Genomic DNA, 25,324 nt, shown 5'->3' with positions numbered 1-25,324 from the left:
GGAGAAAATTCGAGCATGTCGGATAGATCGATGGAATTTCACCGAACCAAGCGCCTGCCGCCCTATGTATTCGAAGAAGTCAATCGCCTGAAGGCGCGTTTGCGGGCCGAAGGTGCTGACATCATCGATTTCGGCATGGGCAATCCCGACCTGCCCACCCCGCAGCACATCCTCGACAAGCTCAAGGACACGGTGGAGAAGCCGCGCACCAATGGCTATTCGGCCTCGCGCGGCATTCCCGGTCTGCGCAAGGCCCAGGCGCGCTACTACAAACGCCGCTTCGGCGTCGATCTCGATCCCGACAAGGAAGTCATCGTCACGCTGGGCTCGAAGGAAGGCTTTGCCAATCTCGCCCAGGCGATCACCGCGCCGGGCGATGTTGTCCTGGCACCCTCGCCCTCCTATCCGATCCACACATTCGGCTTCCTGATTGCCGGCGGCACGATCCGGCATGTCCACGCGCCTTCGCCGGAGGAATACCTGCGCGGCCTGGAACACGCGGCGCGCCACACCGTGCCGAGCCCCATCGCCGTTGTCGTCTGCTTCCCGTCCAATCCGACGGCGCAGACTGCCACGCTCGACTTCTACAAGGACGTCGTGAAGTTCGCGCAGAAGCACGATCTCCTCATCCTGTCGGACCTGGCCTATGCTGAGATCTATTTCGGCGACGAGCCCAGCCCCTCAATGCTGCAGGTCGAAGGCGCCAAGGAACGCACGATCGAGTTCACCTCGATGTCCAAGACATACTCCATGGCCGGCTTCCGGGTCGGCTTCGCGGCCGGATCGGAACGCCTGGTCGGCGCTCTGGCACGCGTGAAGTCCTATCTGGACTACGGCGCCTACACGCCAGTCCAGGTCGCCGCCTGTGCCGCACTGGACGGCCCGCAGGACTGCGTTGACGAGGCGCGGGCGATCTATCGCCACCGCCGTGATGTTCTGGTGGAAAGTTTCGGCCGCGCCGGCTGGACAATCCCGAAGCCGGAAGCCTCGATGTTCGCCTGGGCGCCCCTGCCCGAGGGCTGCGAGGAGATGGGCTCGCTGGAATTCTCGAAACAGCTGATGGAGGAGGCCGGCGTCGCCGTTGCCCCCGGCATCGGTTTTGGCGAACACGGGGAAGGCTATGTCCGCCTGGCGCTGGTTGAAAACGAGCAACGCATCCGCCAGGCCGCGCGCGGCGTCGGCGAGTTCCTGAAAACCCGCCGACCCGCGATCCGGGCCGTCTAGGCCCGGCCAATCGCCCCTAGAAGTAGTGACGGATGCTCGTGGTGTGCGGCCATTTGGCGCCCGCCTTCGAGCGCAAGCGGCGGCGGCGCATGCGTGACTGCATCACATTGCGCGCTTCTTCCAGCGACGGCAGATCGGCAGCCGGTTCGGCCTTGAGCTCTTCACGGTGCGCGACGAAGTCGGCATAGGCCTCGAGCTCGGCCGACAGGCTGGCGGCGACGAGGTCGATCATGATCGCGTCGTCGACATAGCCCAGCACCGGCGTGGCATCCGGGATCAGGTCTTCCGGGTCGGCGAAGTAGGCCAGCGCGTCGATAACGTTCTTGCGGTCATCGCCTTGCAGCTTCCAGTCCTCGTCTTCCAGCATACCCAGAAGCGGACCAAGCTGGCGGATACGGGCCTTGACGAATTCCGGCGGATTGGACGCCAGCGCCTTGTCCATCATGTCGGAGACACCCGCCATGATCCGGGCTTCGTCCGTCGTGCCCAGTGAAGCGCGGGCCTGTTCGAGACGCTCCCGGAAAAAGTCGAGATCCGCGTCGGTCAGATCGAGCTCGACCTTGAGAGTGGGGGTGGTTTGTTCGGTCATGATGTCGAAGGCACCTTCCTGTTGCCGTTGATTGATGACGCCTTGTCGCATGACCGGCGTCCAGCACAAAGCGGGATCGGGTGCGCCTGCCGTCCCGGGGGATCGTCGTGAAGGCCGTCACCCTGAGGCGGCGGCAATGCGCGGTTAACCACGAACATGATTTCCGCTCCCTGCCAAGGTCCACGCGCGATAAGTTTTCTGCATGAACGTCGCTTTCAATACTGCCGTCACAGGCATGCTCGCCGCACAGTCCCAGGTCGCCACGGCCGGTTCGCAGATGGTTGCGAATTCGGCGAAGGGCCAGGACATCATCCAGGCCGCCGTCGCCATCAAGCGCGCGGAAGCCACACATGCTGCCGCAGCGGCGGTTGCCCAGACGGCAAGCGACATGACCGATACCCTGCTCGACATCACGGTCTGAGCAGATCCCGCTCGGTCGGTGGATGGCCGGTGGGCGTCATCTCCTGTGCCGGTTACCTCTGTGGGCGCAGTGCGGCACGGGAGATGACGATCCCGGGCGTCACCCATTCCCGCCTACAATCGCCCTCGCAATCTCCGGCAAAACAGCCTAACTGATGGGCCATGGCCCAGAAGATTTCCGTCGATATCGTCGCCGACCTCGTCTGTCCGTGGTGCTGGCTCGGCAAGCGCAACTGGGATGCGGCCATTGCCGCCGTGCCCGAGGTTTCGGTCGAGACGATCTGGCGCCCCTACCAGCTCGACCCGACACTGGCCCGCGAAGGCCGCCCCTATCGCGACTACATGAAAGCGAAATTCTCCAGCGCCGATGATGCCGGCCGCTGGAAAGCCATGCGCGAATACCTGGAGCAGGCTGCGCCCGGCGCCGGGATCGACTTCCGCTTCGACGCGATCGAGATGCGCCCGAACACGCTGGATGCGCACCGCCTGATGCGCTGGGCGCGCGGCCAGGATTGCGCGGACGCGATGGCGGAGAGCCTGTTTGCGGCCTTTTTCCGAGATGCCCGTGATATCGGCGACCGTGCCGTTTTGAGTGAGCTGGCTGGCGAAGCCGGCCTGGACACTGCGATCATTGCCGACCTTCTGGCAACCGATCGCGACGAGAAAGCCGTCTGGGAAGAAGAGGTCTTCTTCCGCAAGCTCGGCGTAACCGGCGTACCGACCTATATTTTCAACGGGCAGTTCGCGGTGTCGGGCGCCCAGGAGCCGGCCGTGCTGGCCGACGCCATCCGCCAGGCCGTGAACGAGCCGGCGGAAAGCTGACCGGACACAGATCCGGCGAGAGGGGAAGCATGTCTGCACTGCAAGCCGTCGGGCTCTATTCGGCACTCAATCTTCTGATCCTTCTGGTGCTGGCCGCCAATGTGTCGCGCCATCGCCGGCGCGCCAAGGTGAGCCTGGGCACGGGCACGGATCCGCAACTGGAACAGGCCATCCGCGCCCATGGCAATGGCGTGGAATGCGTGCCGCTGGCCCTGCTGGCGCTCTTCCTCACAGCCTCGCTGGGATATGGCGCGATGATCATCCACGCATTGGGCATCGGCCTGACGCTGGGCCGTTTCGTCTACAGCTATGGCCTGCTTTCCAGCCCGGGCCCCAGCATGGGCCGGATGATCGGCACCGGGCTGACCTGGCTGGTCCTGCTGGCCCAGATTCTGTTGCTGCTCGGCGCCGCGATCAGCTGACCCATTGCCCGGCGGCCGTTCCGGGCGCTATAGGCCTGCCATGACCCAAGCCCAATCCGCACCCGATGCCGCCCGCCTGCAGGAGATTGCCGCCGACCTGATCGCGCGCGCAAAATCCGCCGGCGCCGATCACGCCGAAGCCTCCGTCGCTGAATCGCGTCATACGGAGCTGTCCGTACGCGACGGCAATCTGGAAGACATCGAGCGCTCCGAATCGCTGGATGCCGGTGTGCGGGTTTTCGTCGGCCAGCGCCAGGCCGGCGTCGCCTTCTCCGACCTGTCCAAGCAGGGCCGCCAGTTCACAGTTGAGCGTGCCATTGCGATGGCCAAGGCCGCGCCGGAAGATCCGTTTGCGGCCCTCGCCGATCCGGAACGCCTGTGCACCAACCCGCCGCGCCTCGACCTGTTCGAGGCCGTTGAATGGTCGCCGGAAGAGCTGGAAGCCATCGCCAACCGCGTCGAGAAGGCGGCCCGGGCGATCGAGGGCGTCACGATGACCGACACCGCCTTTGCCAGCTATGGCCAGGGTGCTGCGGCCTACGCGACGACGACGGGTTTCAATTCAGGCTGGCGCAAGAGCCAGTTCGGCTATGGCGCCTCGGTGATCGCCGGCAAGGATGGCGCCATGGAGCGCGACTATGCCGCCACCAGCGCCCGCCGTGGCGCAGACCTGAAATCGCCCGAGGAAATCGGCACCGAAGCCGGCGAGCGCACCGCGCAGCGGGTCGGCCCGCAGAAGATCAAGAGCGGCGTGATGCCGGTCGTGTTCGACCGCCGCGTCGCAACGGCCTTCCTCAGCGCTTTCTGCGGGGCGATCAGCGGTCCCTCGGTGGCCCGCGGCGTATCCTTCCTGCGCGACAAGATGGGCGAGAAGGTTTTCGGCGACGGTATTGTCATCGTTGACGATCCGCACCGCGACTGGGGACACGCCTCCTGCCCCTTCGACGGCGAAGGCACGGTCAACGCCCGCAGCAACATCATCGAGGACGGCCGGCTGACGACCTGGTTCCTGAACTCGTCCGCGGCCCGCCAGCTGAAGCTGGAGCCGACCGGACATGCCCGCCGCAATATGGGCGGCCCGCCGGGCGCCGGACCGACCAATCTCCACCTGGAGCCCGGACAGGCCAGCCGCGACGCGCTGATTGCCCAGGCCGGCGACGGCCTGCTGGTGACCGAGATGTTCGGCCCTTCGCTCAACGCCAATACCGGCGACTGGTCGGTCGGCGTGTCCGGATACCGGATCGCGGGCGGAAAGATCGACCACCCGGTCAGCGAAGTGACCGTGGCGGGCAATCTGATCGAGATTTTTGCCCGCCTCGTGCCGGGCAGCGACCTGGAATTTAGAGGGGCCGTTAACGCCCCCAGCGTATGCGTTGACGCGATATCGGTGGGCGGTCTTTAAGGCCGCCGCAGACACGACCTCATCGGAGCCCATCATGAGCGAGACCCACATCAACAACCAGCTGCTCCACATCGTCATCGGCGGCGAGCTGGTCTGCGTCGATCCCAAGAATTGCGAGTTCAAGGATCTCAAGGCCGTCGATTTCGTCGGTGCGTTCGGCAGCTATGAAGATGCCCGCAAGGCCTGGAAGAATGCCGCTCAGCAGACCGTGGACAATGCCCACATGCGCTATTTCATCATCCATGCGCACAAGCTGCTCGATCCGGCTGCAGAGACGAAATAGGCCGGACCGCTGACCGCGACCGCGCCTCCTGCTTCATCCACCGCAAGCCTGGGCCGCCGGCTGTGGCGGGACTGGTTGTCGCGTCATACCGGCCTGGTGATAGGCGCCATTGTGCTGTCGGCCATTACCGCCGGCGCAGCTGCCTCCTATGTCTGGGTGGTCGGGCGGACATTCGACCAGCTTGAAGCAGGTCTCCAGAACGGCGTGATGTGGTTTGCGCCAGCCGCGATTGTCGGCCTCGCCATACTGCGGGCGGTCAGTCTCTATCTGCAGACCGTACAGACCAATCGCCTGGCCCTGACGGTGATGCAGGACCTGCAGAACGCGATGTTCGCCAAGCTGGTGCGCGCCGATTTTGCGCGGCTGCAGGGCGAGCCGGTCGGGTCGCTGGTGTCGCGCTTTACCAATGACATCACGCTGCTGCGCGAAACCCTGATCCGGCTGACCAATAACCTGCTGCGCGATGTGCTGCAGGTGATCGCGACGATCGGCTGGATGCTGTGGCTGGACTGGATGCTCACCCTGCTGGTGCTGGTCGTCTACCCGCTTGCCTCCTGGCCGGTGATCCGGATCGGCCAGCGCCTGCGCAAGACCTCCAACCAGGCCCAGTCCCAGATGGGCGCGGTGACCAGCCAGCTGGAGGAAAGCTTTTCCGGCACGCGGATGGTCAAGACCTATGGCCTGGAAGAAGCCGAGACCGAGCGCGCCGCCCGGTCCTTCGGCGACCGCCTGCGCTTCCTCTTGCGCATCGCCGAGAACAAGGCGCGGGTCGATCCGATCCTTGAGGCCGTCGGCGGCCTTGCCCTGGCCATTCTGATCACAGTCGCAGGACTGCGCCTGACGGCCGGGGAAAGCTCGATCGGCGATCTGATGGGTGTGCTCACCGGCGTTGCCCTGCTCGCATCGCCGATCCGCGCCATCGGCACGCTGAACGCCGTGGTGCAGGAAGGTTTCGCCGTGCTCGAGCGGGTGTTCGCCGTGCTGGACGAGCCGGAACGGGTCGCCTCGGCCCTCGACGCCCCGGCGCTCGACGTACCGGCCGGAGCGGTGGAATTCGACACGGTCGGCTTCGCCTATCCCGACGGCACCCCCGCCCTGAAAGGCATCTCCTTGAAGGCCGAACCGGGCCGCACTGTCGCGCTGGTCGGCCCGTCCGGTTCAGGCAAGTCCACCGTGCTGAATCTTCTGCCGCGGCTCTACGACCCGCAATCCGGCACGATCCGCATCGACGGAACCGATATCCGCGCGGTGTCACTGGCGTCATTGCGCAGCGCCATGGCCCTCGTGAGCCAGGACGTGACGCTGTTCGACGATACGGTGAAAGCCAATATCGGCTTCGGCGATCCCGGCGCCCCGGACGACGCCATCATCGCGGCGGCCAAGGCGGCCGATGCCCACGATTTCATCATGGATCTGCCCGGCGGCTATGACGCGCCGGTCGGGCCGCGCGGCAGCAATCTGTCCGGCGGTCAGCGCCAGCGCCTGTCGATTGCCCGCGCCATCCTGAAGGATGCGCCGATCCTGCTGCTCGACGAGGCCACCAGCGCGCTGGACACCGAGTCCGAGCGTCGTGTGCAGGCCGCCCTTGAACGCCTGTCGGAAGGCCGCACCTGTCTCGTCATTGCGCACCGCCTGTCGACCGTGCGCAATGCCGACTGGATCTATGTCATGGAAAACGGTGAGGTCTGCGAACAGGGCCGCCATGACGAGCTGGAAGCCGCGGGCGGTCTGTATGCCCGCCTGTGCCGCATGCAGTTCGGCGCGCAAGAGACGTAGGCTTCCCCTGCGAAGCGGGGGAAGTGGCCGAGCCCGGCCTCGGGCCGGGCAAGGTCGATGGGGGTGAGTCCGATGCGCGCTGCGCGCTCCGCACCGCTTCGCGTTGCCCCCTCAGCCCGCTGACGCGGACAGCTCCCCCGCAAACGGGGCGAGCCTTATTCCGCCGCGGCCCGGCTTTGCAGGACGGCCTGTCCCGGCAGGTGCAGCGAGAAGACCGAGCCGGCACCCGGTGCGCTTTCCACCCGGATATCCCCGCCCATCAGCTCGGCCAGCTTCTTGGCGATGGCCAGGCCAAGCCCCGTGCCGCCTACCTTGCGCTGCATCACCGCCTCGCCCTGGCTGAAGGGCATGAAGACCCGCCCGATCAGGTCGCGATCCATACCGATGCCGGTATCGGCGACCTCGAACATCAGATCGTGGGTGCCGTCGGCGGCCTGGTGGACCAGGCAGCGCACCCGGACCTCGCCGCGGTCGGTGAACTTGACCGCATTGGACAGGAGGTTCGACAGGATCTGGCGCAGCCGGGCCGGATCGCCCTGTGCCGTCATCTCGGCGACCGGGTCGATCTCGATATGCATGTTCAGCCCCTTCTCCATCGCCTTCAGGCGGTAGGGACCGGCAACCGAGCGGACAATCTCTGCCGGGTTGAAGTCGGTCGTCTCGACCTCGAAGCGGCCCGACTCGATATTGGCCAGATCGAGAATATCGTTGAGGATGCCCAGCAGCGCCTGGCCGGAGGCCTCGATCAGGCTGACCATCTCGCGCTGAGACGGCTCCAGATCGGTGCTCGCGAGCAGGCTGGACATGCCCAGAATGCCGTTCATCGGGGTGCGGACTTCATGGCTCATCGTCGCCAGGAATTTCGATTTCGCCCGGCTGGCCTCGGTCGCCTGCTGGCGCGCTTCCACGAGATCGTGGATATCGGTCATGGCGCCCACCATGCGCACCGGATCGCCTTCCGGCGTGCGCACGGCCTCGCCGCGGATGCGGAACCAGCGATGCTGGCCGCCGACTATGCGCAGGCGCACCGACAGGTCGAAGGGGCGGCCGCTCTTGAAATGTGCATTGAGGGCCGACTGGAAACGCGGCGTGTCGTCCCGGTGGACCAGCGAGAGAAACTGGTCGGAGACCGAGGTGTGCTCGCGGCCCTGATAGCCCAGCAATTCACGGCCGCGCGGCGAGACATAGATCTGGTCGGTGCGCAGGCACCAGTCGAGAATCCCGTCGGACGTGCCCTTGATCGCCAAGGCCGCGCGATCACCGGATTCGAGCGCGAGGATCTCTCCGGTCAGCCGGCGGCGATAGTGGTTGAACACGGCGAGCAGATCGTCTGCGATCTCGATCGGACGGCGGAAAGTCGCTACGACAATGCCGACCGTCTGGGCGCCGTTGAACAGCGGCAGGCCGACATAGGCCCGCGTCCCCATCTCCTCGAGCATGAAATCCCTGGGGAAGTGCGCGCTGACATGGTCTTCATAGACCGTCGCTCCGCCCTGCATCGTCTCTTCGCACGGCGTTCCGGCGATGTCGTAGCAGTAATTGTCGACGAGGGCGCCACCGGCCGCGACCTGCAGGGTCTGCATGCGTGTCTTGGTGGCATCGATCCGGCCGATGCTGACGCAGTCGGCAGCGAAGACTTCGGCGGTCTGGCGCACGAAGGCCTGCAGGAAAGACGGTCCCCACTCGCGCGAGAGCAGGAAATTCAGACGGTTGAGTTGTTCCTGCGTACGGTCTGCTCGAATGGCCAGATCCGGCATCAGCCCCTCCTACGTCGCCGGGTCGCCCCCCGGAGTCCAAACGTGGTTAACGGGCATTAATGTGACTCATTCCTGTGGATAGAGTCGTCATATCTGATGCATTCGCGGGTTATAAAGAATCAGCCGGTGCGGAATTGCTACCTTATTCGCGGCGCAGGATGCGCTCGGTCAGCATGTTGCCCCACCAGCTGGACATGAAGCTCTTCTGGACCGCCTCGCGGTCATAGACCGTCTCGACCCATTCCATGAAATCGATCGGCGTTTCGGCGTTGTAGGCGCGGTAGGTCTCGAAGAAATAATCCAGCACGCCGGTCTTGCCGGCCTTCACGTGAAGATACTTCAGCGACAGGTGCTCGATGGCCTCCTCATAGGGCAGTTTCAGATGCACCAGCCGGTAGAGCACCGAGATCAACCCGGCCCGGTCCGCCCCGGACTTGCAGTGGATGAGCGCGGGATATTCGATCGTCTGGAAAATCTTCGCGGCCCGCTGCATGCGGTCGACATAGGGCGCCTCGCGCGAGCCGAAGGGCATGTCGATCATGGTGAGGCCGAGACGCTCGCACGCCTCTTTCTCGAGATCGTAGTAGCAAACGCCCGGCTGGGTGCCGCGGATGTTGAGAATCGTCTTGAAGCCGTCGGCGGCCAGTTCCTCGAGCCGCTGCGGCGACGGCTGATTGGCTCGCCACATGCCGCCGCCCACCTCGTGCATGTTATGGAAGCGCTCCCGCAGGATGCCGTGATCCTTCCAGAGATAATCGTTCCAGGCGCGCTTGCGGTCCTGCGGGTCGTTGAGGTCGTAGGGCATGGGCTCGCTTTCCGTGTTCCGGGGCATTTAGGCCGACCGGCGCACGGACGCAACCGCGGCCCATGCTTGACCTTTTCCTCTGCGGAGGCGAGCTAGGGTGACCATGCTGAAACGCCTGCTCTCCCAGCCTTGGGCCCAGGAAGCCGTCGCCTTCCTTATCCTGCTCTATGTGGAGCTGGCGCGACGGAGCATTCGCTGGGAGGTGCGCGGCGATGAATTCGTGCGCAAGGCCTGGAACGAGAAACTGCCGCTGATCGGTTGCGTCTGGCACGGCCGGGTTCTGATGACTCTGCAGGGCTGGAAGCGCGAACGCGAGCGGATGGTCGCCCTGGCTTCGAAATCGCGCGAGGGCGAGATCGGTGCGCGCTGGGCCCGCTGGTACAAGGTGGGCGTGGTGCGCGGCTCCACCCGCAATCCGGACAAGCCGGGCGCCAAGGGTGGCGAGGCCGCCTACCGTGCCATGATCAACCATCTTTCTGCCGGCGGCTGCGGGGCGGTGACGCCTGACGGGCCGCGCGGCCCCCGCATGCGGGCCGGCTATGGCGCCGTGCGGATGGCCCGCGAGACCGGCGTTCCGATGGTGCCCTTCACCTGGTCCAGCCGTGGCCGCACCGTGCTGCATCGCGCCTGGGACAAGCACTGTCTGCCCCACCCCTTCTCGCGCGGCATCATCATCTGGGGCGAGCCCATTTACGTGCCGTCCGACGCCACGCCGGAACAGCTGGAAGCCGCCCGGCTGGAGCTCGAGACCCAGCTCAACCGCATCACGCGAGAGGCCGACGAGGCCATGGGGGTCGACGTTATAGAGCCTGATGAGCGCCGCCGGCCGGGAACGGCGCGGCCGCGCCGCAATCGTGCGGGAGGCGAGGTGTGAGCCTACCGCCTTCCCTCGGCCTCTACCGGACGGCGACCCGGATGGCAGCTCCGCTCCTGTCAGGACTGCTGGCGCGGCGGGCGCGCAAGGGCAAGGAAGATCCCGAACGCCGCCACGAACGCCTCGGCCGGCCCGACCGCCCGCGTCCGGAGGGCCTTCTGGTCTGGATGCACGGCGCCAGCGTCGGCGAAAGCCTGGTTGTCGCCAGTGTCGCAGAGGAGCTTCTCGCCCGCCGCCCGGACCTCAACATCCTGGTGACGAGCGGCACGGTGACGTCTGCCCGCCTGCTGGCCGCGCGCCTGCCGGAGCGGGCCTTTCATCAGTATGTCCCGGTCGACACACCGGCCGCAGCCCGTCGCTTCATTGCGCACTGGCAGCCCGATCTTGCTGTGTTCGCCGAGTCCGAACTCTGGCCCAACCTGATCGTCGAGACTGCCCGCCACGAAACGCCGATGGCGCTGATCAATGCCCGCATGAACGACAAGTCGATCCGCAGCTGGCGCCGGCGTCCGGATACGGCGCGCTGGCTGCTCGACCGGTTTTCCTGGATCGGCGCCGCTGACACCCGCACCCGCGACGGGCTGGAGGATCTGACCGGTGTCCCCGTGAACCTCGCCGGCAATCTCAAACTGGAAGCGCGCCCGCCAGCCCCCGACGCGGTCGAGCTGGACCGCATCCGCACCGCTCTGGGCAACCGGCCGGTCTGGCTGGCCGCCTCGACCCATGAGGGCGAGGAAGCGATCGTTCTGGATGCGCACCTGAAGCTGCTGGCCGCGGATCCGGCTGCCCTGCTCATCCTGGCGCCCCGCCATCCGGAACGCGCGGCAGCCGTCGCGCGCCTGGTTGCCGATCGGGGACTGACGACCGTGCGGCGGTCGGAACAGCGCCTGCCCGATGCGCGCTGCCAGGTCTGGCTGGCCGATACGCTGGGCGAGATGATGCTGTGGTATGCGCTGGCCCCCGCCTCGCTGATCGCCGGCAGTCTCGTACCCGGGATCGGCGGCCACAATCCTGTCGAGGCGAGCCGGGCTGGCACGGCCGTCATCACCGGTCCCCATGCCGCGAGCTTTGACGATCTGTTCGATGCCTATCGCCGCCACTCGGCCGTGATCGAGGCCACAGATGCAGACAGCCTGGCCGACGCGGTGCGCACGATCTGGCGCGGCGAAGGTCCTGCCATGGATGCCGCGGAGGCGGCGCTGGCGGACGCCTCCGGCGGGGCCATGAAGACGACACTGGAACAGCTGGAGTGCCTGCTCGACGGCAAGGCGGTGCGGCGATGAGGGAGCCGGCCTTCTGGCGTACCGATGGCGGGCGCGGCTCCGGTGCCCTGGCGCGGGCCCTGCTCTCGCCGCTGGGCCATGTCTATGCCTGGACCGTGGCGCGCCGCCTGCGGCGGACCGATCCGGTCAAGGCCGGCATTCCGGTCTTCTGTGTCGGCAATCTGACCGTCGGCGGTACCGGCAAGACGCCCGTTGCGGCCGCCCTCATGACCCGGCTGAAGGATATGGGCCGCACACCGGCGGCCCTGTCGCGCGGCTATGGCGGCACGCTGTCCGGACCGGTGCAGGTTGATCCCGCACAGCACTCTGCCCGCGAGACCGGCGACGAGCCCCTTCTGCTGGCGCGGGAAGCCGCCGCCTGGATCAGCCGTGACCGGGTCGCGGGTGCGCAGGCGATCGAAGCGTCCGGTGCTGGCGTGATCGTGATGGATGACGGACACCAGAATCCGGCGCTGGCCAAGGACTGCTCCATCGTCGTGGTGGACGGTGTCGCGGGCTGGGGTGCCGGCACGCTGTTTCCGGCCGGGCCGCTGCGCGAGCCTGTCGCGGCCGGTCTTGCCCGCGCCGACGCCGTGATCGTCATGATGCCCGGGCCCGACCACACGCCGGACTATCACCGGCTGGGCCTCGCCGATCTGGAAATCCCGGTCTTCCACGCCTGGCTGGAACCCGCCGCCCCGCCACCCGATGGCCCGCTCGTCGCTTTCGCGGGAATAGGCCGTCCGCAGAAATTCTTCGACGCCCTGTCTGCGGCGGGGGCGCGACTGGCCGAAATCGCCGACTATCCGGATCATCACCCCTATTCGCAGCGGGACATTGCGGCGCTCAAGGCGCTGGCCGGAGCCCACGATGCCCGCCTGGTGACGACAGAGAAGGACTGGGTGCGGCTGGACAGCGAGACGCGCCGCGATGTGATCGCCTGGCCAGTGAAGGCCGAGTTCGCCAATCCCGCGGCCCTGGACGGTTTGTTGCGCGATGTATTGGACGCGGCGAACACGGATCGCTAAATCCCTTTCATGATCGAAGCACAACGCAGAGCCTCGCTCCTGACCCGGATCGGCTGGCGCGTCGAGGCCGCCGCCTGGGACGCCTATGCGGCCTGGTACAAGATCAAGGGGATCGACCGCGCGTCCGACGCTGCGGGCGACCTGCTGCGCAGGATCGGTCCGCTGACGCCCACCCAGCGCATTGCGCGCATCAACATGCAGCGCTGTTTTCCCGAAGCCGCCGAACCGGAGATCGACCGGCTGCTGGGCGGCATGTGGGAGAATTTCGGCCGGCTGGCAGGCGAGATGCCCCATCTGGGCGTGTTCGCCGGGCCGGAGTTCGAGGAGCGGGTGGAGTTCATCGGACGCGAGCGGCTGGAAGCGGCACGCGATGCCGGCCAGCCCCTGGTGCTGATCGGCATGCACAATGCCAACTGGGAGATCGCCGCGGCCGCGATCAGCCAGACCGGCCTGCCCTGTCACATCACCTACCGGCCTGCCAACAACGTGCTGATCGACAAGCGCATCTCGAACATGCGCGTGGACTATGGCGTGAAGACGCTGACCGCCAAGGGCGGCGAAGGCGCCAAGCAGATCATGCAGGCTCTCAAGGCCGGCGAGTCGGTCGCGCTGATGAACGACCAGAAGATGAATGACGGCGTCGCGGCGCCTTTCTTCGGCCACCCTGCCATGACCGCGCCCGGCCCGACCCGGCTTGCCATGCGCCACAACTGCCCGCTGGTTCCGATGTCCGTGCGGCGCACCGAAGGTGCACGCTTCCGCGTCGAGGTGCTGGACCCGATCGAGATCTCGCAGAACCCGGATCGCAATGCCGCCATTGTCGAGACGGTGACCCGCATCAATCAGTGGGTGGAAAGCGAAATCCGCAAGGCCCCGGAACAATGGTTCTGGGTGCACCGGCGCTGGGCCAAGGACGTCTACCGCGCCTGAGGCTGGAGCGTGGCTCACTCACCCCCATCGCCTCACTGCGCTCGGCACTTCCCCCGCTTCGCAGGGGAAGCCTGATCGGGGCTCGCCCCGTTTACGGGGGAGCGGTCCGCGTAGCGGACTGAGGGGGCGGCGCACAAGCGACGCGGAGCGCGAAGCGCGTAATCAGTCGAGTGTGCGCGGATCCAGATCGAGCAGCGTCGCCGGATCGGCGTAGAAACTGTTGCGCAGCTTCACACGCCAGTCGAGATGCGAGCCGGTTGCCCGGCCACCGGCGCCCATGCGACCGATCAGCTGTCCCTGCTCGACCACGTCGCCGGCCTGAACATCGACCCCCGACAGGTGCAGGAAGGCCGAGACCAGGCCCTGGCCGTGATCGATGAAGATCAGCCCGCCTTCGTAATACATGTCCGGCTCTGCGAGAGTGACGAGGCCACCGGCCGGCGCATGGACGGGCGTGCCGACATCATTGGCCCAGTCGAGCCCCCAGTGCGGGCTGCCTTCATGGCCGTTATTGTAGACGCGGGCCGAGCCGTAGACGCCGGTCGTGATTCCCTCGGCCGGCGGAATGAAGCCATCCAGGAAACCGGTGCCGTCCCACACGGAATTGAACGCGTCCTGCTTCTGCGCGTATTCGCGCTGGCGGCGCGGCAGGGTGGAGGGATCCGGGGTCACGGTGGCCTGGGGCACGCCATTGACCTGCTGCAGATCGTATTCGCGCTGGGCGATGGTCAGACGTTCGGCGATCTCGCCGGGCGTGCCGTCGGCACGGTCATAGGTGATGCGCAGCGGCATCTCTTCCGGCGCCTGGCGCGGAATGGCCAGCACGACATAGCCGTCGGCGTCGGCACGGACATCCATCTCACCGAACTCGACACGTGCGTCCGGCAGGAAGCGGCAGACCAGGAAACTGCCTTCCCGGAAAGCCCCGCTGCAGAAGGACGCCGGCGCTGCCGCCATGCGCATCTCGCGGACACTGGTTGCATTGTCCTCGATGAAATCGGCAATCGGGTCAGCGGCTGGACCCGTGCTGCCAGCCTGCAGCGCCAGAGCGAGAACGGCGCCGATCATTGGCCCGGCTCCGCATGCAGTTCCAGCCAGCGCTGCTTGGCGATCATCGCGTCGCGATAGGCTTCCTGCTCATCGACATTCCAGTAGCGCAGCTCGGCCAGCGGGATCGGATCGCCCGTCACGGAACAGCGCACAAAGGCGCCGGCCTTCAGGATGATGAAGTCGCTGTCGCCATACTCCAGGATCGCTTCGCCCTGGAATTCCTTGTCGAATGTGAAATTGCTCATGAGGCCGACTTAGCATGCGTTGTCAAAAAGGGGGAGAGGTCTCTCGCGGTCCCGTCAGAACAGGGTTCCCTGTCCGGCAGCGGGCGGTTTGGCGCGCGGTTTCGGCCTGGGCTTGACCGCAGCCGGTTTGGCCGCAGGCGGCGGGGATGACGGCGTCTCGCCATCGACGATCGCGGACCGTCGCATGTCGGCAAATTCCAGCTCCACCTTGTCGCCACTGTCGAGCGCCTGGCCGGAACGAACCAGCTGACCGTCTTCCTTGCGCACCAGGACGAAACCGCGGCGCAGCACGGATTTGTGACTGAGCGAGGCCAGACGGGCACCCCAGGCATCCAGCGCCCGGGTTTCGCGCTGGAGAATGCGCTCGAGCGCCGGGGTCAGCCGGGCACCGCGATCGGCCAGCCGTTCCTGCTTCTGCCGGATATCCCGTTTCAGCGCGGCCGGCTTGAGGCCGGCCTGCAGCACCAGAAGGCGCGAGCGCTTGCCCGCCGCATTATTCTGCAGGGCCGGATCGAGCCGGTCGGCAATCGTGTCGAAGCGCTGGCGCTTGAGATCGAGCAGCGCGGCGGGTCGTGGCAGGGCGCGGGCCGCGCCGCGCAACTCGGTCCGCCGGCGCTCGATATGGCGCGACAGGGCGGAGACCAGACGCGCGCCCAGCGCATCGATATCCGCTTTCAGTTCTGCGCGGACCGGCACCGCCATTTCCGCCGCGCCGGTGGGGGTCGGAGCCCGTCGGTCGGAGGCGAAGTCGATCAGCGTGGTGTCGGTCTCGTGGCCGACGGCCGAGATCAGCGGGATCGTGCTTTCGGCCGCGGCCCGCACCACGATCTCTTCGTTGAAGCTCCACAAATCCTCGATCGAGCCGCCGCCGCGGGCGACGATCAGCACATCGGGACGCGGCACGCGGCCGCCTTCGGGCAGGGCGTTGAAACCGCGAATGGCGGTGGCGATCTGCTCAGCCGCCTGCTCGCCCTGCACCAGGACCGGCCACAGGATGACGTGGCGGGGAAAACGGTCCTGCAGGCGGTGCAGGATGTCCCGGATCACCGCGCCTGTCGGCGAGGTGACGACACCGATCGTGCGCGGCAGGAAGGGCAGCGGTTTCTTGCGCGCCGTGTCGAACAGGCCTTCGGCGGCCAGCGTCTTCTTGCGCTCTTCCAGCAGCGCCATCAGCGCGCCAGCACCGGCCGGCTCCATCGATTCGACAATCAGCTGGTATTGCGAACGGCCCGGATAGGTCGACAAGCGTCCTTCGATGACGACTTCCAGGCCCTCTTCCGGGCGGAAGCGGAAACGTGCCGCCGTGCCCTTCCAGGCGATCGAGGCTATGACCGAGCGCTCGTCCTTGACGTCGAAATAGACATGGCCCGACTTGGCGACCACGACCCGGCCCAGCTCGCCGCGTACCCGGACATGGCCGAACGCGTCCTCGACCGTGCGCTTCAGCGCGCCGGCCAGTTCGGAGACTGAGAATTCGTGGATGTTTCCGGGCGCGTCGCTCATGCCTCATCTGGTAGGATGTATCGCCCCGCATCGCAACGGTCCGGCGGACTCGCGATCCGGAACGCTTTGGGCTAGGCAGAGCCTGAACACACAGTCGGCGTCGGGACGCGCCAGGAGGCATGAGGTCAAGATGAAGGTTCTTCTTGTCGGTTCGGGCGGCCGCGAACACGCGCTGGCCTGGAAGATCGCGCAAAGCCCGCTCCTGACGGCCCTGCACGCCGTGCCGGGCAGCGATGCCATCGGCGAGCTGGCGACCTGTCATGACGGGTCGGTGTCCGATATTGACGGTCTTGTCGAACTGGCCCGGAAAATCGAGGCGGACCTGGTCGTTGTCGGCCCTGAGAACCCGCTGTGCGACGGGCTGGCCGACCGGCTGCGCCAGGCCGGCATTGCCACTTTCGGCCCGTCGGGCCTGGCGGCGCGGCTGGAAGCCTCCAAGGCCTATGCCAAGGATTTCTACGCCCGCCACAAAGTGCCCTCGGCCGGCTATGGCACCTTCTCCGATGCGGCCGAAGCCAAGGCCTTCCTCGACCGTGTCGAGCCGCCCTATGTGCTCAAGGCCGACGGTCTGGCCGCCGGCAAGGGAGTGGTGATCCTGGAGGATCGCGCCGAGGCGGAAGCCGAGATCGACGCCTTCCTGTCGGGCAAGTTCGGCGAAGCGTCCAAGACCCTGGTGATCGAGGAGTTCATGGCCGGCGAGGAAGTCTCCATCTTCGCGCTGTGCGATGGCGAGACCGTGCTCTATTGCGGCGCGGCGCAGGATCACAAACGCGTCGGCGAAGGCGATACCGGCCCCAATACCGGCGGCATGGGCGCCTATTCTCCCGCCCCGATCGCCACGCCCGAACTGATCGACACGGCGATGAAGACCATTATCGAGCCGGTCGCCCGTGGCCTGGCTGCCGAGGGTCACCCCTTCCAGGGCGTGCTGTTTGCCGGCCTGATGGTCACGAAGGACGGGCCCAAGGTCGTCGAGTTCAACATCCGCTTCGGCGATCCGGAATGCCAGGTCCTGATGATGCGGATCGACACCGATCTCCTGCCCTATCTGATGGCCACGGCCACCGGCGCGCTGGGCGAGATGCCGGCCATCACCTGGTCGCCGGACCCGGCGATCACCGTCGTGCTCGCCGCCAATGGCTATCCGGGCGACTACAAGAAGGGTTCGGTGATCAAGGGCGTCACCGAGGCGAACCGGATGGAGGGCGTGCAGGTGTTCGAGGCCGGCACGGGCCGCAATGCCAGGGGCGAGCGGATCGCCGCCGGTGGCCGCGTGCTCAATGTCACCGCCTCGGGCGAGACCCTGCACTATGCCGTCGAACGCGCCTATGCCGCGATCGACCAGATCGACTGGCCGGAAGGCTTCTGCCGCCGTGACATCGCCTGGCGGGCGCTGCGCACTCACTAGGTTCCCGCAGTTTTTCGACGTACAGGTACGCTCGCCGTTTGACTTCGCTGCCGGCTTGATCATCCTTTGCCCCACATATTCGAGGGGAGAGGATCATGCTGAGAACCATTGCAACGGCACTGGCCGCCACGGCGCTGGCCGGACTGGCCCAGGCGCAGGATGCCGAAGAGGCGCTCACCGTCATTCACGCCGGCTGGCTGCTGGCCATACCGGGCGAGGCGCCGCTGGAGCAGCAGTCCATCCTGGTCCGCGGCGAACGCATAGAAGGCATCCAGGCCGGCTATGTGACGCCCGACGGCGCGACGGTGATCGATCTGAGCGACGACTATGTCATGCCCGGCTTCATCGACAGCCATGTCCACCTGCAATCGGAACTCGGCCCGGGCCGGCGCTTCAACACCTTCACCGAAAGCCCGTCGGACCTCGCCTTTGCCGGCGCCGACAATGCCCGCACCACGCTGATGGCCGGCTTCACGACGGTGCAGGATGTCGGCGGCAATTTCGAAGCGGCGCTTGCCCTGCGCGATGCCGTCGATGCGGGCTTCGTTCCGGGACCGCGCATGCGGGTTGCCGGTACCGCCGTCACGCCGACCGGCGGCCATGCCGACGTCAACGGTTTCGCCCTCGACGTGCTGCACCAGTTCACCAGCCCCACCGCCTGCAACGGCCCGGCCCAGTGCCGCGAAGCCGTGCGCACGCTGATCCGCGGCGGCGCCGATGTGATCAAGATCACCGCCACCGGCGGCGTGCTGTCCGACACGGCGGCCGGCGTAGAGCGGCAATTCTTCGACGACGAGCTGGAGTCGATCGTCGAGGCCGCCCACATGATGGGCCGCCAGGTCACCGCCCATGCGCATGGCGTCACCGGCATCAACGCCTTCCTCGAGGCCGGCGGCGACTCGATCGAGCACGGCACCTATCTGGACACTGACTCGATCCGCCTGATGCGCCGCAATGGCGCATATCTCGTGCCGACCGTGCTGGCCGGTGTCACCGTGGCCGAGCTGGCCGAGACCGCCGATTTCATGACCGACAACCAGCGCGCCAAGTCGCGCGCCGTCGGTCCGCAAATGCTGGAGATGGCCCGCCGCGCCCATGATGGCGGCGTGACCATCGCGTTTGGCACCGATAGCGGCGTGTCCCAGCATGGCGACAATGCCCGCGAGTTCGAACTCCTGGTCGAGGCCGGCCTGACGCCGATGGAAGCCATCGAGACCGCCACGATCCACGCCTCGCGCCATGTCCGCATGGACAGCGATATCGGCACGATCGAAACCGGCAAGTATGCCGATATTGTCGCCGTCGACGGCAATCCGCTGGAGAACATCTCCGAGCTGCGCGACGTCGATTTCGTCATGAAGAACGGCACGGTGTATCTGAGCGAATGAGCAAGATCGACGAACAGTATTCCGGCACCAAACAGGTCGCCGACGCCCTCGCTTTCGACGAGGCCCGGCTGGCCGCCTGGATGGCGGAACAGGTCGAGGACTATGAGGGCCCGCTGACGGTGAGCCAGTTCCGGGGTGGCCAGTCCAACCCGACCTACAAGCTGGAGACGCCAGGGCATTCCTATGTGCTGCGCCGCAAGCCGCCGGGCAAGCTCCTGCCCTCGGCTCATGCGGTGGACCGCGAATTCGAGGTGATGAGCAAGCTGGGCAAGGCCGGCTTCCCCGCCCCGAAAATGCACGGGCTGTGCATGGACCGCGATGTCATCGGCACCGAATTCTACGTGATGGATTTCGTCACCGGCCGGATCTTCTGGGACCCGCTCCTGCCCGACCTCGACAAATCCGAACGCGGCCCGATCTACGACGCCGCCAACGCCACGCTGGCGCATCTGCACAGCATCGATCACGAAGCTGCAGGCCTTGGCGAGTACGGCAAGCCGGGCGATTACTTCCAGCGCCAGATCGGCCGCTGGTCCAAGCAGTACCGGGCCGCCGAAACGGGCACGGTCGAGGCGATGGACAAGCTGATCGAGTGGCTGCCGCAGGCCGCGCCGGAACAGGAACGCACCAGCGTCGTCCACGGCGACTACCGCCTGGACAACATGATCTTCCACCCGACCGAGCCTCGCGTCATCGCGGTGCTGGACTGGGAGCTCTCGACGCTGGGCGATCCGCTGGCCGACTTCACCTATCAGCTGATGGGCTGGGTGATGCCGCCGGAAATCCGCAATGGCCTCGCCGGTATCGATATCGCCTCCATGGGCATTCCGACCGTCGAGGAATACACCGAGGCCTATTGCCGCCGCACCCATCGCGACAGCATTCCCGAGCTGGATTTCTACTTCGCTTACAACATCTTCCGGCTGACCTCGATCATCCAGGGCGTCTATGCCCGCTCGCTGCAGGGCAATGCCTCCAACGAGCGCGCCAAGGAGATGGGAGCCGCGGTGCAGCCCATGGCCGAAGCCGCCTGGAGCTTTGCGGTGAAGGCGGGGGCCTAGCTCCCCGCCTCGCCGGCATACACGCCGGCTGCGCCTACCCTGCCCGGCCGCCGATATGAGCGAGCCAGGGCGCCATCAGGGCGAGTCCGACCACCAGCTCAAAGCCGACCGAGAACAGATTGTATCCGGTCCGCGTGCCATGCCTGGCATGATCCGCCAGCATCGACACGGTGCGCCCGATGGCCATGCCGAGCCAGGCGGCGCCGGCGGCAAAGCCGGCCGCGACCACGCTTGCCATGCCGGCCTGCTCGCGCATCACGATCGCCAGCAGCACCGCGCCATGCAGCAAGAGCAGACCGCCGCCATAGCTCGCCCGGAATTCGGCCCATCCACCCGGCTTGTCCGCCATCGGCTGCAGACGCACGACCGAGGCGCCCCAGGCCGGGCGGACCAGGCTGCCCAGTCCGAGAAGGGCGCCGATGAGCGCCGCGGCGGCGCTGATGATGACGGTAACGGTCATGCTGTTCCCCTGTATGGTGTCCCTCCCGCCATATAGCGCGAGAGAGCCCGTATTTCATGTCCGGACTGATCATCCTCACCGGTGTTTTCGTCACCGCCTTCATATCGGGCGTGTTCGGCATGGCCGGCGGGCTGATCCTGATGGGGATACTGGCGCTGGTCCTGCCCGTCTCGGCCGCCATGGTGGTGCATGGCGTGGTGCAGAGCGTGTCCAATGGCTGGCGCGCCATCCTGCATGCGCGTTGGATCGACTGGCGCATTCTGGGCATCTACCTGTTCGGCTCCGGCGCGGCAGCGGCCCTCCTCGTGCTGGCGACCTTCGAACTGTCCAAACCCTGGCTCTTCATCGTTCTGGGCCTGGTGCCCGGTGTGATCTGGCTGCCCAGGCGCTGGGTCCATTTCGACGCCGCCCGGCCGTCCCATGCCGTAGCCTGCGGCTTCACGGTGACCGGGCTCAACGTGGTCGCCGGCGTATCGGGACCGCTGCTGGACGTCTTCTTCGCCGACACCGAGCGCGATCGCCGCTGCATCGTCGCCACGAAGGCCGCAACCCAGGTCGTCTCGCACATCGTCAAGATCGCCTATTACGTCCTGCCGGCCCTGGCGGCCGAAAGCCTGCCCCAGGCACAATGGCTGCTCGTCGCCGCACCTCTCGCCATTATCGGCACCACGCTGGGCGCCCGCTTCCTGGCAATGATGAGCGATATCCAGTTCCGGCAGTGGACCAAGTGGATTGTCTCGGCGATCGGTCTTGTCTACATCGCCAGAGGCTTGGTTATCCTGACCGGAGTGGCGCCGTGAAGCTCGAACCTGCCGTGCTGGAAAACGCGTTCGTCCGTCTTGAACCGCTGACCGAAGACCATCGCGAAACCCTGCGCCCGCTGGCCCAGGAGGCCGAGCTCTGGGCACTGACCTCGCTGCGCGGCGATGGCGAGCACTTCGATGGCTGGTTCGACCTGATGCTGGAGAGCACCCGGGCCGGCGGCCAGATCTCCCACCTCGTCCGGCGCCAGCCGGACGGTGCGCCGGTCGGTCATTCCGCCTTTCTCTCCATCGTGCCCGAGCATGAACGCCTGGAGATCGGCTGGACCTGGTATGGCGCAACGGCCCGCGGCACCCAGGTCAATCCGGCCGCCAAACACCTCCTGCTCGACCGCGCCTTTGAATGCGGTGCCGAGCGGGTGGAGCTGAAGACCCACCACCGCAATCTGCGCTCCCAGGCCGCGATGACGAAAATGGGCGCGACCCGCGAAGGCACGCTGCGCCGGCACATGAAATGCTGGACCGGCGAGCGGCGCGACACAGTGTGGTTTTCGGTGCTGAAAGAGGAATGGCCCACAGTGGCCGCTGGGCTGGAAGCCCGCCTCACCGCCTAGCGCACTTCCGGACCGCGAAACCGGTTCCAGCTCTCACTGAAGAGGTCGGCGCTTCGATGACTAGCCGTTGCAGACCGGCATGATGCCGACAATGCGGCCGTCACGGATTTCCATCTCGACCTGGCCCGGACCGGTTTCCTCGGCATAGACCAGCAGGTCGGCCGGTGCACCCGGCATGACGAGTTCGCGGCGGCCCGCACGGGACGGGGCCCGTGTTGCGGTGCGGATATAGATCGCACCCGGCTCGGCTTCGGGACGCGGGCTGACGACGGCGCCCGGACGGCCCAGAACCGTCACGGCCTGGCCGGTTTCCAGCACCAGATCGGAGCCAACAGCGGAGATCCGGCCATTCTCGATGAAGATGTCCTGGTCGCTCCAGCGGCCCGACGCGTCGACGATGGTCACGTCCTGCAGCAGGAGCGGCGACGCGTCACAGCCGGCATCGGTCGCATGCGCAGCTGCCGCCAGGGCAAGGGCGCCGAGCGAGGCCGTCAGGCATTTGTTCAGGACACGAAGCATTCGTCACTCCAGATGAGTGCGCTCCTCTTCGTCCGTACACCGATTCCGTTCAAGACAAGGTTTTATGACAACGGCGTCTATACGCGTTTTATCAAATTATTCCGGGACTTGCGTAAGGCCTGCCCAGCGCGGCCCTGTCGAAGATGACAGATCAGCCGCCCTTGCGCCGGGCCCGGAAGAAGGACCGCAACAGCTCGGCGCTCTCATCCGCCAGTATCCCCGGCACCACATCCGGCCGCCAGTGACAGGTCGGCTGCTGGAAAAAGCGCGGCCCGTGTTCCACAGCGCCGCCCTTGGGATCGCTCGCGCCATAGACCAGCCGGCCGATCCGCGCATGGCTGATCGCCCCGGCACACATCGCACACGGTTCCAGCGTGACGTAGAGTTCCAGCCCCGTCAGGCGGTAATTCTCCCGCTTCTGCGCCGCCGCGCGCAGCGCCAGGATTTCCGCATGTCCGGCCGGATCATGACCGGCAATCGGCCTGTTGTGCGCCTCCGCGACGATCTCGTCCGTGGCCGGATCGACCACGAGCGCGCCGATCGGCGCCTCGCCGGCCACAGCGGCTGCCTGCGCCAGTTCTAGCGCTCGGGCCATAAAACGTGTATCGCGCGGGTCCGTCATCCGCTGCGGGTTAGAGTGGCCGCCAGAAAGGGTCAAGCGTGAGCGAAGCCTCCGATACGTCCGAACGCATTGCCAAATACCTCGCCCGGGCCGGCGTGGCCTCGCGCCGCGAGGTCGAACGCATGATCGAGGACGGCCGCATCACCCTGAATGGCAAGCGTCTGGACACGCCCGCCGTGAAGGTCACCCAGGCCGACCGGATCGAGGTCGATGGCAAGCCGGTCGACCCGCCGGCCGCCACGCGCCTGTGGCGCTATCACAAGCCGACCGGCCTGGTGACCACCCACGCCGACCCGGAGGGCCGCGAGACCGTGTTCGACGCCCTGCCGAAGGATATGGGGCGCGTGATCTCGGTCGGCCGGCTCGACCTGACGTCCGAAGGCCTCTTGCTGCTGACCAATGACGGCGCCCTCGCCCGCGCCCTGGAACTGCCCGCCACCGGCTGGATGCGCCGCTATCGCGCCCGCGCCTTCGGCTCGATCGACGAGGCGGCGATCGCGAAACTGCGCGCCGGCGTCACCGTCGAGGGCATCAAGTATGGCCCGATGGATGTCGAGGTCGAACGCGAAACCGGCTCGAATATCTGGCTCGATATCGGCATCCGCGAAGGCAAGAATCGCGAGGTCCGCAAGGCGCTCGACAGTGTCGGCCTGAAGGTGAACCGGCTGATCCGCACGGCCTATGGTCCGTTCCAGCTGGGCGATCTGCCGCGCGGCGAGGTGAAGGCCGTGCCGGGCCGCGTGCTGCGCGACCAGGCCGGGCATCTTGTCGAGATGGCCGCCACCACCGGCGAGGCCGTCGCGAAGAAGAAGCCCGCCCGTCCCGGCCGCAAGCCGGTGAAGCGCAAGATGGGTGGCGCCGGCCAGCCCGGCCTGCCCAAACCGGCCGCGGACGAGGATGGCGCCAAGCCGCTCAAGCGGGCCCGCGGCCGTCCTGCCGTGCGCCGTCCTGCCGGAAAAACGGCGGCAGCCGATCGCGACACCGCCCCCGGCCGGCCGCCGCGCAAGCCGCAGGGACGCCGCTAGGACATGCGGGTCGTCGGCGGCAAGTTCCGCAACCGCGCCCTGGTCGCGCCAAAAGGCCGCTCCACCCGCCCGACCTCCGACCGGGCGCGCGAGAACATGTTCAATGTGATCGAGCATGCCGACTGGTGCCCGCCGATCGAGGACGCCCGGGTGATCGATCTTTATGCCGGATCCGGTGCGCTGGGCATCGAGGCCGTGTCCCGCGGCGCCGCTTTCTGCCTGTTCGTGGAAATGGCCGCCGAGGCGCGCGGCGCGATCCGCGACAATGTCGACACGCTGCAGCTTTTCGGCGTCACCCGCATCCATCGCCGCGACGCCACGGCGCTGGGCGAGAAACCGTCCAATCTGGGTGCGCCCTTCGACCTGGCCTTCCTCGACCCGCCCTATGGCCATGGCCTGGGCGAAAAGACCCTGGCGAAACTGGTCGAGGGCAAATGGGTCAGCGAGGATGCCGTCGCCGTCCTCGAAGTCGGCGCCGATGAAAACCCCGCAACACCGGGCTGGCAATGCCAGACCGTCAAGGAATACGGCGCCGCCAAAGTCCTCTTCCTGACCCGCGAAAAGACCTGACCGCACGTTTTACACCCTCCCTCCACTTACACCCTCCCCCGCTTCCCCCGGCCTTGTGCCGGGGCCCGGTTGAGCCTCCTCCTGAAACGCCGGCAGGCCCCGGAACAAGTCCGGGGAAAGCGGAAGTGTGTATTTCAACCTCTTCCATTTCTCCCGGCCACCCGCTTTCGCGGGCGCAGGCTTCAGCCTGCGCAGGCAGGCTGCAGATCCGTGATCTACCTTGCTGCGTGAAGCGTGAGCCGCGTCCAGCCGGTCCCGGACAGCGCTGCGCGCTTCCGGGAAAAACTGTGTGTTTGCAGATGAGGAAGCACAAAACCCTCCACGGGCTTGCGCTCTGGAGCGATGAGAGGGGTGCGGGATGCGCGGCGGACATCGTGTCCGGATTTGAAGCTTTGGTGGTGATGCCCGAGGCATCCCGCACGCGGAGATTTACCCGGATCCCTTGCGGGACCGTCTCGAAACCTGCAGGCACGGGCCGGTCGAGCTTTTTGCCGGTGTCCCCGC

Annotated in this window: 27 protein-coding genes; 18 read left to right on the top strand and 9 right to left on the bottom strand. The window is 66.6% G+C overall.

Annotated features, from left to right (window positions below; genetic code table 11):
- Nucleotides 1-30 precede the first annotated feature (30 nt).
- Nucleotides 31-1,224: an LL-diaminopimelate aminotransferase gene (locus ABJO18_RS08105; protein ID WP_348507510.1), complete on the top strand. Its 1,194-nt coding sequence runs from the start codon at nucleotides 31-33 to the stop codon at nucleotides 1,222-1,224.
- Nucleotides 1,225-1,240: 16 nt separating this feature from the next.
- On the opposite strand, the gene ABJO18_RS08100 is transcribed toward ABJO18_RS08105, so the two are convergent.
- Nucleotides 1,241-1,813 (bottom strand): YkvA family protein, encoded by a 573-nt coding sequence (locus ABJO18_RS08100; protein ID WP_348507509.1) that lies wholly within the window; start codon nucleotides 1,811-1,813, stop codon nucleotides 1,241-1,243.
- 202 nt (nucleotides 1,814-2,015) lie between these two features.
- On the opposite strand from ABJO18_RS08100, the gene ABJO18_RS08095 reads away from it, so the two are divergent.
- The 6 genes from ABJO18_RS08095 (at nucleotide 2,016) to ABJO18_RS08070 (ending at nucleotide 6,938) form a co-directional block, all read left to right on the top strand.
- Nucleotides 2,016-2,234, top strand: coding sequence for a hypothetical protein (locus ABJO18_RS08095; protein WP_291889440.1), 219 nt, complete (start codon nucleotides 2,016-2,018; stop codon nucleotides 2,232-2,234).
- A gap of 161 nt (nucleotides 2,235-2,395) precedes the next feature.
- Nucleotides 2,396-3,055, top strand: a complete 660-nt coding sequence (locus ABJO18_RS08090) for a DsbA family oxidoreductase (protein ID WP_348507508.1) — start codon at nucleotides 2,396-2,398, stop codon at nucleotides 3,053-3,055.
- A 29-nt stretch (nucleotides 3,056-3,084) separates the two neighbouring features.
- Entirely contained in the window at nucleotides 3,085-3,477 is a 393-nt protein-coding gene (locus ABJO18_RS08085; RefSeq protein ID WP_348507507.1) for an MAPEG family protein, read from the top strand.
- A 40-nt stretch (nucleotides 3,478-3,517) separates the two neighbouring features.
- Nucleotides 3,518-4,879, top strand: a complete 1,362-nt coding sequence (locus ABJO18_RS08080) for a TldD/PmbA family protein (protein WP_348515830.1) — start codon at nucleotides 3,518-3,520, stop codon at nucleotides 4,877-4,879.
- Nucleotides 4,880-4,913: 34 nt separating this feature from the next.
- On the top strand, nucleotides 4,914-5,162 hold the full coding sequence (locus tag ABJO18_RS08075) for a DUF4170 domain-containing protein (protein ID WP_291889428.1): 249 nt from the start codon (nucleotides 4,914-4,916) through the stop codon (nucleotides 5,160-5,162).
- A gap of 75 nt (nucleotides 5,163-5,237) precedes the next feature.
- Nucleotides 5,238-6,938 carry an ABC transporter ATP-binding protein gene (locus ABJO18_RS08070; RefSeq protein ID WP_348508197.1) on the top strand — a complete coding sequence of 567 codons (1,701 nt, stop codon included), beginning with the start codon at nucleotides 5,238-5,240 and terminating at the stop codon, nucleotides 6,936-6,938.
- 155 nt (nucleotides 6,939-7,093) lie between these two features.
- Here ABJO18_RS08070 and ABJO18_RS08065 read toward each other — a convergent pair whose 3' ends face one another.
- Together ABJO18_RS08065 and ABJO18_RS08060 are read right to left on the bottom strand one after the other, a co-directional pair.
- Entirely contained in the window at nucleotides 7,094-8,695 is a 1,602-nt protein-coding gene (locus ABJO18_RS08065) for an ATP-binding protein (protein ID WP_348508198.1), read from the bottom strand.
- 142 nt (nucleotides 8,696-8,837) lie between these two features.
- Entirely contained in the window at nucleotides 8,838-9,500 is a 663-nt protein-coding gene (locus ABJO18_RS08060; RefSeq protein ID WP_348508199.1) for a sulfur transferase domain-containing protein, read from the bottom strand.
- A 103-nt stretch (nucleotides 9,501-9,603) separates the two neighbouring features.
- Between ABJO18_RS08060 and ABJO18_RS08055 the strand changes: the two genes are divergently transcribed.
- The 4 genes from ABJO18_RS08055 to ABJO18_RS08040 are packed head-to-tail and all read left to right on the top strand — an operon-like array spanning nucleotide 9,604 to nucleotide 13,594.
- Entirely contained in the window at nucleotides 9,604-10,374 is a 771-nt protein-coding gene (locus ABJO18_RS08055; RefSeq protein ID WP_348508216.1) for a lysophospholipid acyltransferase family protein, read from the top strand.
- Nucleotides 10,371-11,657: a glycosyltransferase N-terminal domain-containing protein gene (locus ABJO18_RS08050; protein ID WP_348508200.1), complete on the top strand. Its 1,287-nt coding sequence runs from the start codon at nucleotides 10,371-10,373 to the stop codon at nucleotides 11,655-11,657. The genes ABJO18_RS08055 and ABJO18_RS08050 overlap by 4 nt, the downstream gene beginning before the upstream one ends.
- Nucleotides 11,654-12,664 (top strand): tetraacyldisaccharide 4'-kinase, encoded by a 1,011-nt coding sequence (gene lpxK / locus ABJO18_RS08045; protein ID WP_348508201.1) that lies wholly within the window; start codon nucleotides 11,654-11,656, stop codon nucleotides 12,662-12,664. Before ABJO18_RS08050 ends, lpxK begins: the two co-directional genes overlap by 4 nt.
- Nucleotides 12,665-12,673: 9 nt before the next feature.
- Entirely contained in the window at nucleotides 12,674-13,594 is a 921-nt protein-coding gene (locus ABJO18_RS08040) for a lysophospholipid acyltransferase family protein (protein WP_348508202.1), read from the top strand.
- A gap of 162 nt (nucleotides 13,595-13,756) precedes the next feature.
- On the opposite strand, the gene ABJO18_RS08035 is transcribed toward ABJO18_RS08040, so the two are convergent.
- Genes ABJO18_RS08035 through xseA form a run of 3 tightly spaced genes read right to left on the bottom strand, consistent with a single transcriptional unit; the run spans nucleotide 13,757 to nucleotide 16,392 of the window.
- Nucleotides 13,757-14,662: a M23 family metallopeptidase gene (locus ABJO18_RS08035; RefSeq protein WP_348508203.1), complete on the bottom strand. Its 906-nt coding sequence runs from the start codon at nucleotides 14,660-14,662 to the stop codon at nucleotides 13,757-13,759.
- A complete protein-coding gene (locus ABJO18_RS08030; RefSeq protein WP_348508204.1) occupies nucleotides 14,659-14,889 on the bottom strand; it encodes a DUF2093 domain-containing protein in 231 nt (76 codons plus the stop codon). Before ABJO18_RS08030 ends, ABJO18_RS08035 begins: the two co-directional genes overlap by 4 nt.
- Before the next feature lie 54 nt (nucleotides 14,890-14,943).
- Nucleotides 14,944-16,392 (bottom strand): exodeoxyribonuclease VII large subunit, encoded by a 1,449-nt coding sequence (gene xseA, locus ABJO18_RS08025; RefSeq protein WP_348508205.1) that lies wholly within the window; start codon nucleotides 16,390-16,392, stop codon nucleotides 14,944-14,946.
- Between the two features lie 130 nt (nucleotides 16,393-16,522).
- Here xseA and purD point away from each other — a divergent pair, with 130 nt between their 5' ends.
- From purD to ABJO18_RS08010, 3 genes are all read left to right on the top strand, one after another.
- Nucleotides 16,523-17,800 carry a phosphoribosylamine--glycine ligase gene (gene purD / locus ABJO18_RS08020; protein ID WP_348508206.1) on the top strand — a complete coding sequence of 426 codons (1,278 nt, stop codon included), beginning with the start codon at nucleotides 16,523-16,525 and terminating at the stop codon, nucleotides 17,798-17,800.
- A gap of 95 nt (nucleotides 17,801-17,895) precedes the next feature.
- The gene (locus tag ABJO18_RS08015) at nucleotides 17,896-19,188 is read left to right on the top strand and encodes an amidohydrolase family protein (protein WP_348508207.1); all 1,293 of its coding nucleotides are present in this window, start codon (nucleotides 17,896-17,898) and stop codon (nucleotides 19,186-19,188) included.
- Nucleotides 19,185-20,249 (top strand): phosphotransferase, encoded by a 1,065-nt coding sequence (locus ABJO18_RS08010; RefSeq protein ID WP_348508208.1) that lies wholly within the window; start codon nucleotides 19,185-19,187, stop codon nucleotides 20,247-20,249. The genes ABJO18_RS08015 and ABJO18_RS08010 overlap by 4 nt, the downstream gene beginning before the upstream one ends.
- Before the next feature lie 34 nt (nucleotides 20,250-20,283).
- On the opposite strand, the gene ABJO18_RS08005 is transcribed toward ABJO18_RS08010, so the two are convergent.
- On the bottom strand, nucleotides 20,284-20,709 hold the full coding sequence (locus tag ABJO18_RS08005; protein ID WP_348508209.1) for a hypothetical protein: 426 nt from the start codon (nucleotides 20,707-20,709) through the stop codon (nucleotides 20,284-20,286).
- Between the two features lie 56 nt (nucleotides 20,710-20,765).
- Between ABJO18_RS08005 and ABJO18_RS08000 the strand changes: the two genes are divergently transcribed.
- On the top strand, nucleotides 20,766-21,509 hold the full coding sequence (locus ABJO18_RS08000; protein WP_348508210.1) for a sulfite exporter TauE/SafE family protein: 744 nt from the start codon (nucleotides 20,766-20,768) through the stop codon (nucleotides 21,507-21,509).
- Nucleotides 21,506-22,084, top strand: a complete 579-nt coding sequence (locus ABJO18_RS07995; RefSeq protein ID WP_348508211.1) for a GNAT family protein — start codon at nucleotides 21,506-21,508, stop codon at nucleotides 22,082-22,084. Before ABJO18_RS08000 ends, ABJO18_RS07995 begins: the two co-directional genes overlap by 4 nt.
- Nucleotides 22,085-22,144: 60 nt before the next feature.
- On the opposite strand, the gene ABJO18_RS07990 is transcribed toward ABJO18_RS07995, so the two are convergent.
- Nucleotides 22,145-22,603, bottom strand: coding sequence for a hypothetical protein (locus ABJO18_RS07990; RefSeq protein WP_348508212.1), 459 nt, complete (start codon nucleotides 22,601-22,603; stop codon nucleotides 22,145-22,147).
- Nucleotides 22,604-22,754: 151 nt separating this feature from the next.
- Entirely contained in the window at nucleotides 22,755-23,198 is a 444-nt protein-coding gene (tadA, locus tag ABJO18_RS07985; RefSeq protein ID WP_348508213.1) for a tRNA adenosine(34) deaminase TadA, read from the bottom strand.
- Nucleotides 23,199-23,263: 65 nt separating this feature from the next.
- Here tadA and ABJO18_RS07980 point away from each other — a divergent pair, with 65 nt between their 5' ends.
- Nucleotides 23,264-24,250, top strand: a complete 987-nt coding sequence (locus tag ABJO18_RS07980) for a pseudouridine synthase (RefSeq protein WP_348508214.1) — start codon at nucleotides 23,264-23,266, stop codon at nucleotides 24,248-24,250.
- 3 nt (nucleotides 24,251-24,253) lie between these two features.
- A complete protein-coding gene (rsmD, locus tag ABJO18_RS07975; RefSeq protein WP_348515829.1) occupies nucleotides 24,254-24,820 on the top strand; it encodes a 16S rRNA (guanine(966)-N(2))-methyltransferase RsmD in 567 nt (188 codons plus the stop codon).
- The last annotated feature ends 504 nt before the right edge of the window (nucleotides 24,821-25,324 follow it).

Source organism: Maricaulis sp. (assembly GCF_039978735.1).
Classification (GTDB): domain Bacteria; phylum Pseudomonadota; class Alphaproteobacteria; order Caulobacterales; family Maricaulaceae; genus Maricaulis.
Note: the sequence above shows the minus strand (reverse complement) of the source record. Positions and strands in the feature narration are given on the sequence as shown.

What these genes read in the sequence shown, in the direction of transcription:
- ABJO18_RS08000 (WP_348508210.1), top strand. Translation starts at nt 20,766, where the DNA reads ATGTCCGGACTGATCATCCTCACCGGTGTTTTCGTCACCGCCTTCATA.
- ABJO18_RS08095 (WP_291889440.1), top strand. Translation starts at nt 2,016, where the DNA reads ATGAACGTCGCTTTCAATACTGCCGTCACAGGCATGCTCGCCGCACAG.
- ABJO18_RS08035 (WP_348508203.1), bottom strand. Translation starts at nt 14,662, where the DNA reads ATGATCGGCGCCGTTCTCGCTCTGGCGCTGCAGGCTGGCAGCACGGGT.
- rsmD (WP_348515829.1), top strand. Translation starts at nt 24,254, where the DNA reads ATGCGGGTCGTCGGCGGCAAGTTCCGCAACCGCGCCCTGGTCGCGCCA.
- xseA (WP_348508205.1), bottom strand. Translation starts at nt 16,392, where the DNA reads ATGAGCGACGCGCCCGGAAACATCCACGAATTCTCAGTCTCCGAACTG.
- ABJO18_RS08100 (WP_348507509.1), bottom strand. Translation starts at nt 1,813, where the DNA reads ATGACCGAACAAACCACCCCCACTCTCAAGGTCGAGCTCGATCTGACC.
- ABJO18_RS08105 (WP_348507510.1), top strand. Translation starts at nt 31, where the DNA reads ATGGAATTTCACCGAACCAAGCGCCTGCCGCCCTATGTATTCGAAGAA.
- purD (WP_348508206.1), top strand. Translation starts at nt 16,523, where the DNA reads ATGAAGGTTCTTCTTGTCGGTTCGGGCGGCCGCGAACACGCGCTGGCC.
- lpxK (WP_348508201.1), top strand. Translation starts at nt 11,654, where the DNA reads ATGAGGGAGCCGGCCTTCTGGCGTACCGATGGCGGGCGCGGCTCCGGT.
- ABJO18_RS08060 (WP_348508199.1), bottom strand. Translation starts at nt 9,500, where the DNA reads ATGCCCTACGACCTCAACGACCCGCAGGACCGCAAGCGCGCCTGGAAC.
- ABJO18_RS08040 (WP_348508202.1), top strand. Translation starts at nt 12,674, where the DNA reads ATGATCGAAGCACAACGCAGAGCCTCGCTCCTGACCCGGATCGGCTGG.
- ABJO18_RS08065 (WP_348508198.1), bottom strand. Translation starts at nt 8,695, where the DNA reads ATGCCGGATCTGGCCATTCGAGCAGACCGTACGCAGGAACAACTCAAC.
- ABJO18_RS08015 (WP_348508207.1), top strand. Translation starts at nt 17,896, where the DNA reads ATGCTGAGAACCATTGCAACGGCACTGGCCGCCACGGCGCTGGCCGGA.
- ABJO18_RS07990 (WP_348508212.1), bottom strand. Translation starts at nt 22,603, where the DNA reads ATGCTTCGTGTCCTGAACAAATGCCTGACGGCCTCGCTCGGCGCCCTT.
- ABJO18_RS08005 (WP_348508209.1), bottom strand. Translation starts at nt 20,709, where the DNA reads ATGACCGTTACCGTCATCATCAGCGCCGCCGCGGCGCTCATCGGCGCC.
- ABJO18_RS08090 (WP_348507508.1), top strand. Translation starts at nt 2,396, where the DNA reads ATGGCCCAGAAGATTTCCGTCGATATCGTCGCCGACCTCGTCTGTCCG.
- ABJO18_RS08080 (WP_348515830.1), top strand. Translation starts at nt 3,518, where the DNA reads ATGACCCAAGCCCAATCCGCACCCGATGCCGCCCGCCTGCAGGAGATT.
- ABJO18_RS08085 (WP_348507507.1), top strand. Translation starts at nt 3,085, where the DNA reads ATGTCTGCACTGCAAGCCGTCGGGCTCTATTCGGCACTCAATCTTCTG.
- ABJO18_RS08075 (WP_291889428.1), top strand. Translation starts at nt 4,914, where the DNA reads ATGAGCGAGACCCACATCAACAACCAGCTGCTCCACATCGTCATCGGC.
- ABJO18_RS08055 (WP_348508216.1), top strand. Translation starts at nt 9,604, where the DNA reads ATGCTGAAACGCCTGCTCTCCCAGCCTTGGGCCCAGGAAGCCGTCGCC.
- ABJO18_RS08010 (WP_348508208.1), top strand. Translation starts at nt 19,185, where the DNA reads ATGAGCAAGATCGACGAACAGTATTCCGGCACCAAACAGGTCGCCGAC.
- tadA (WP_348508213.1), bottom strand. Translation starts at nt 23,198, where the DNA reads ATGGCCCGAGCGCTAGAACTGGCGCAGGCAGCCGCTGTGGCCGGCGAG.
- ABJO18_RS08030 (WP_348508204.1), bottom strand. Translation starts at nt 14,889, where the DNA reads ATGAGCAATTTCACATTCGACAAGGAATTCCAGGGCGAAGCGATCCTG.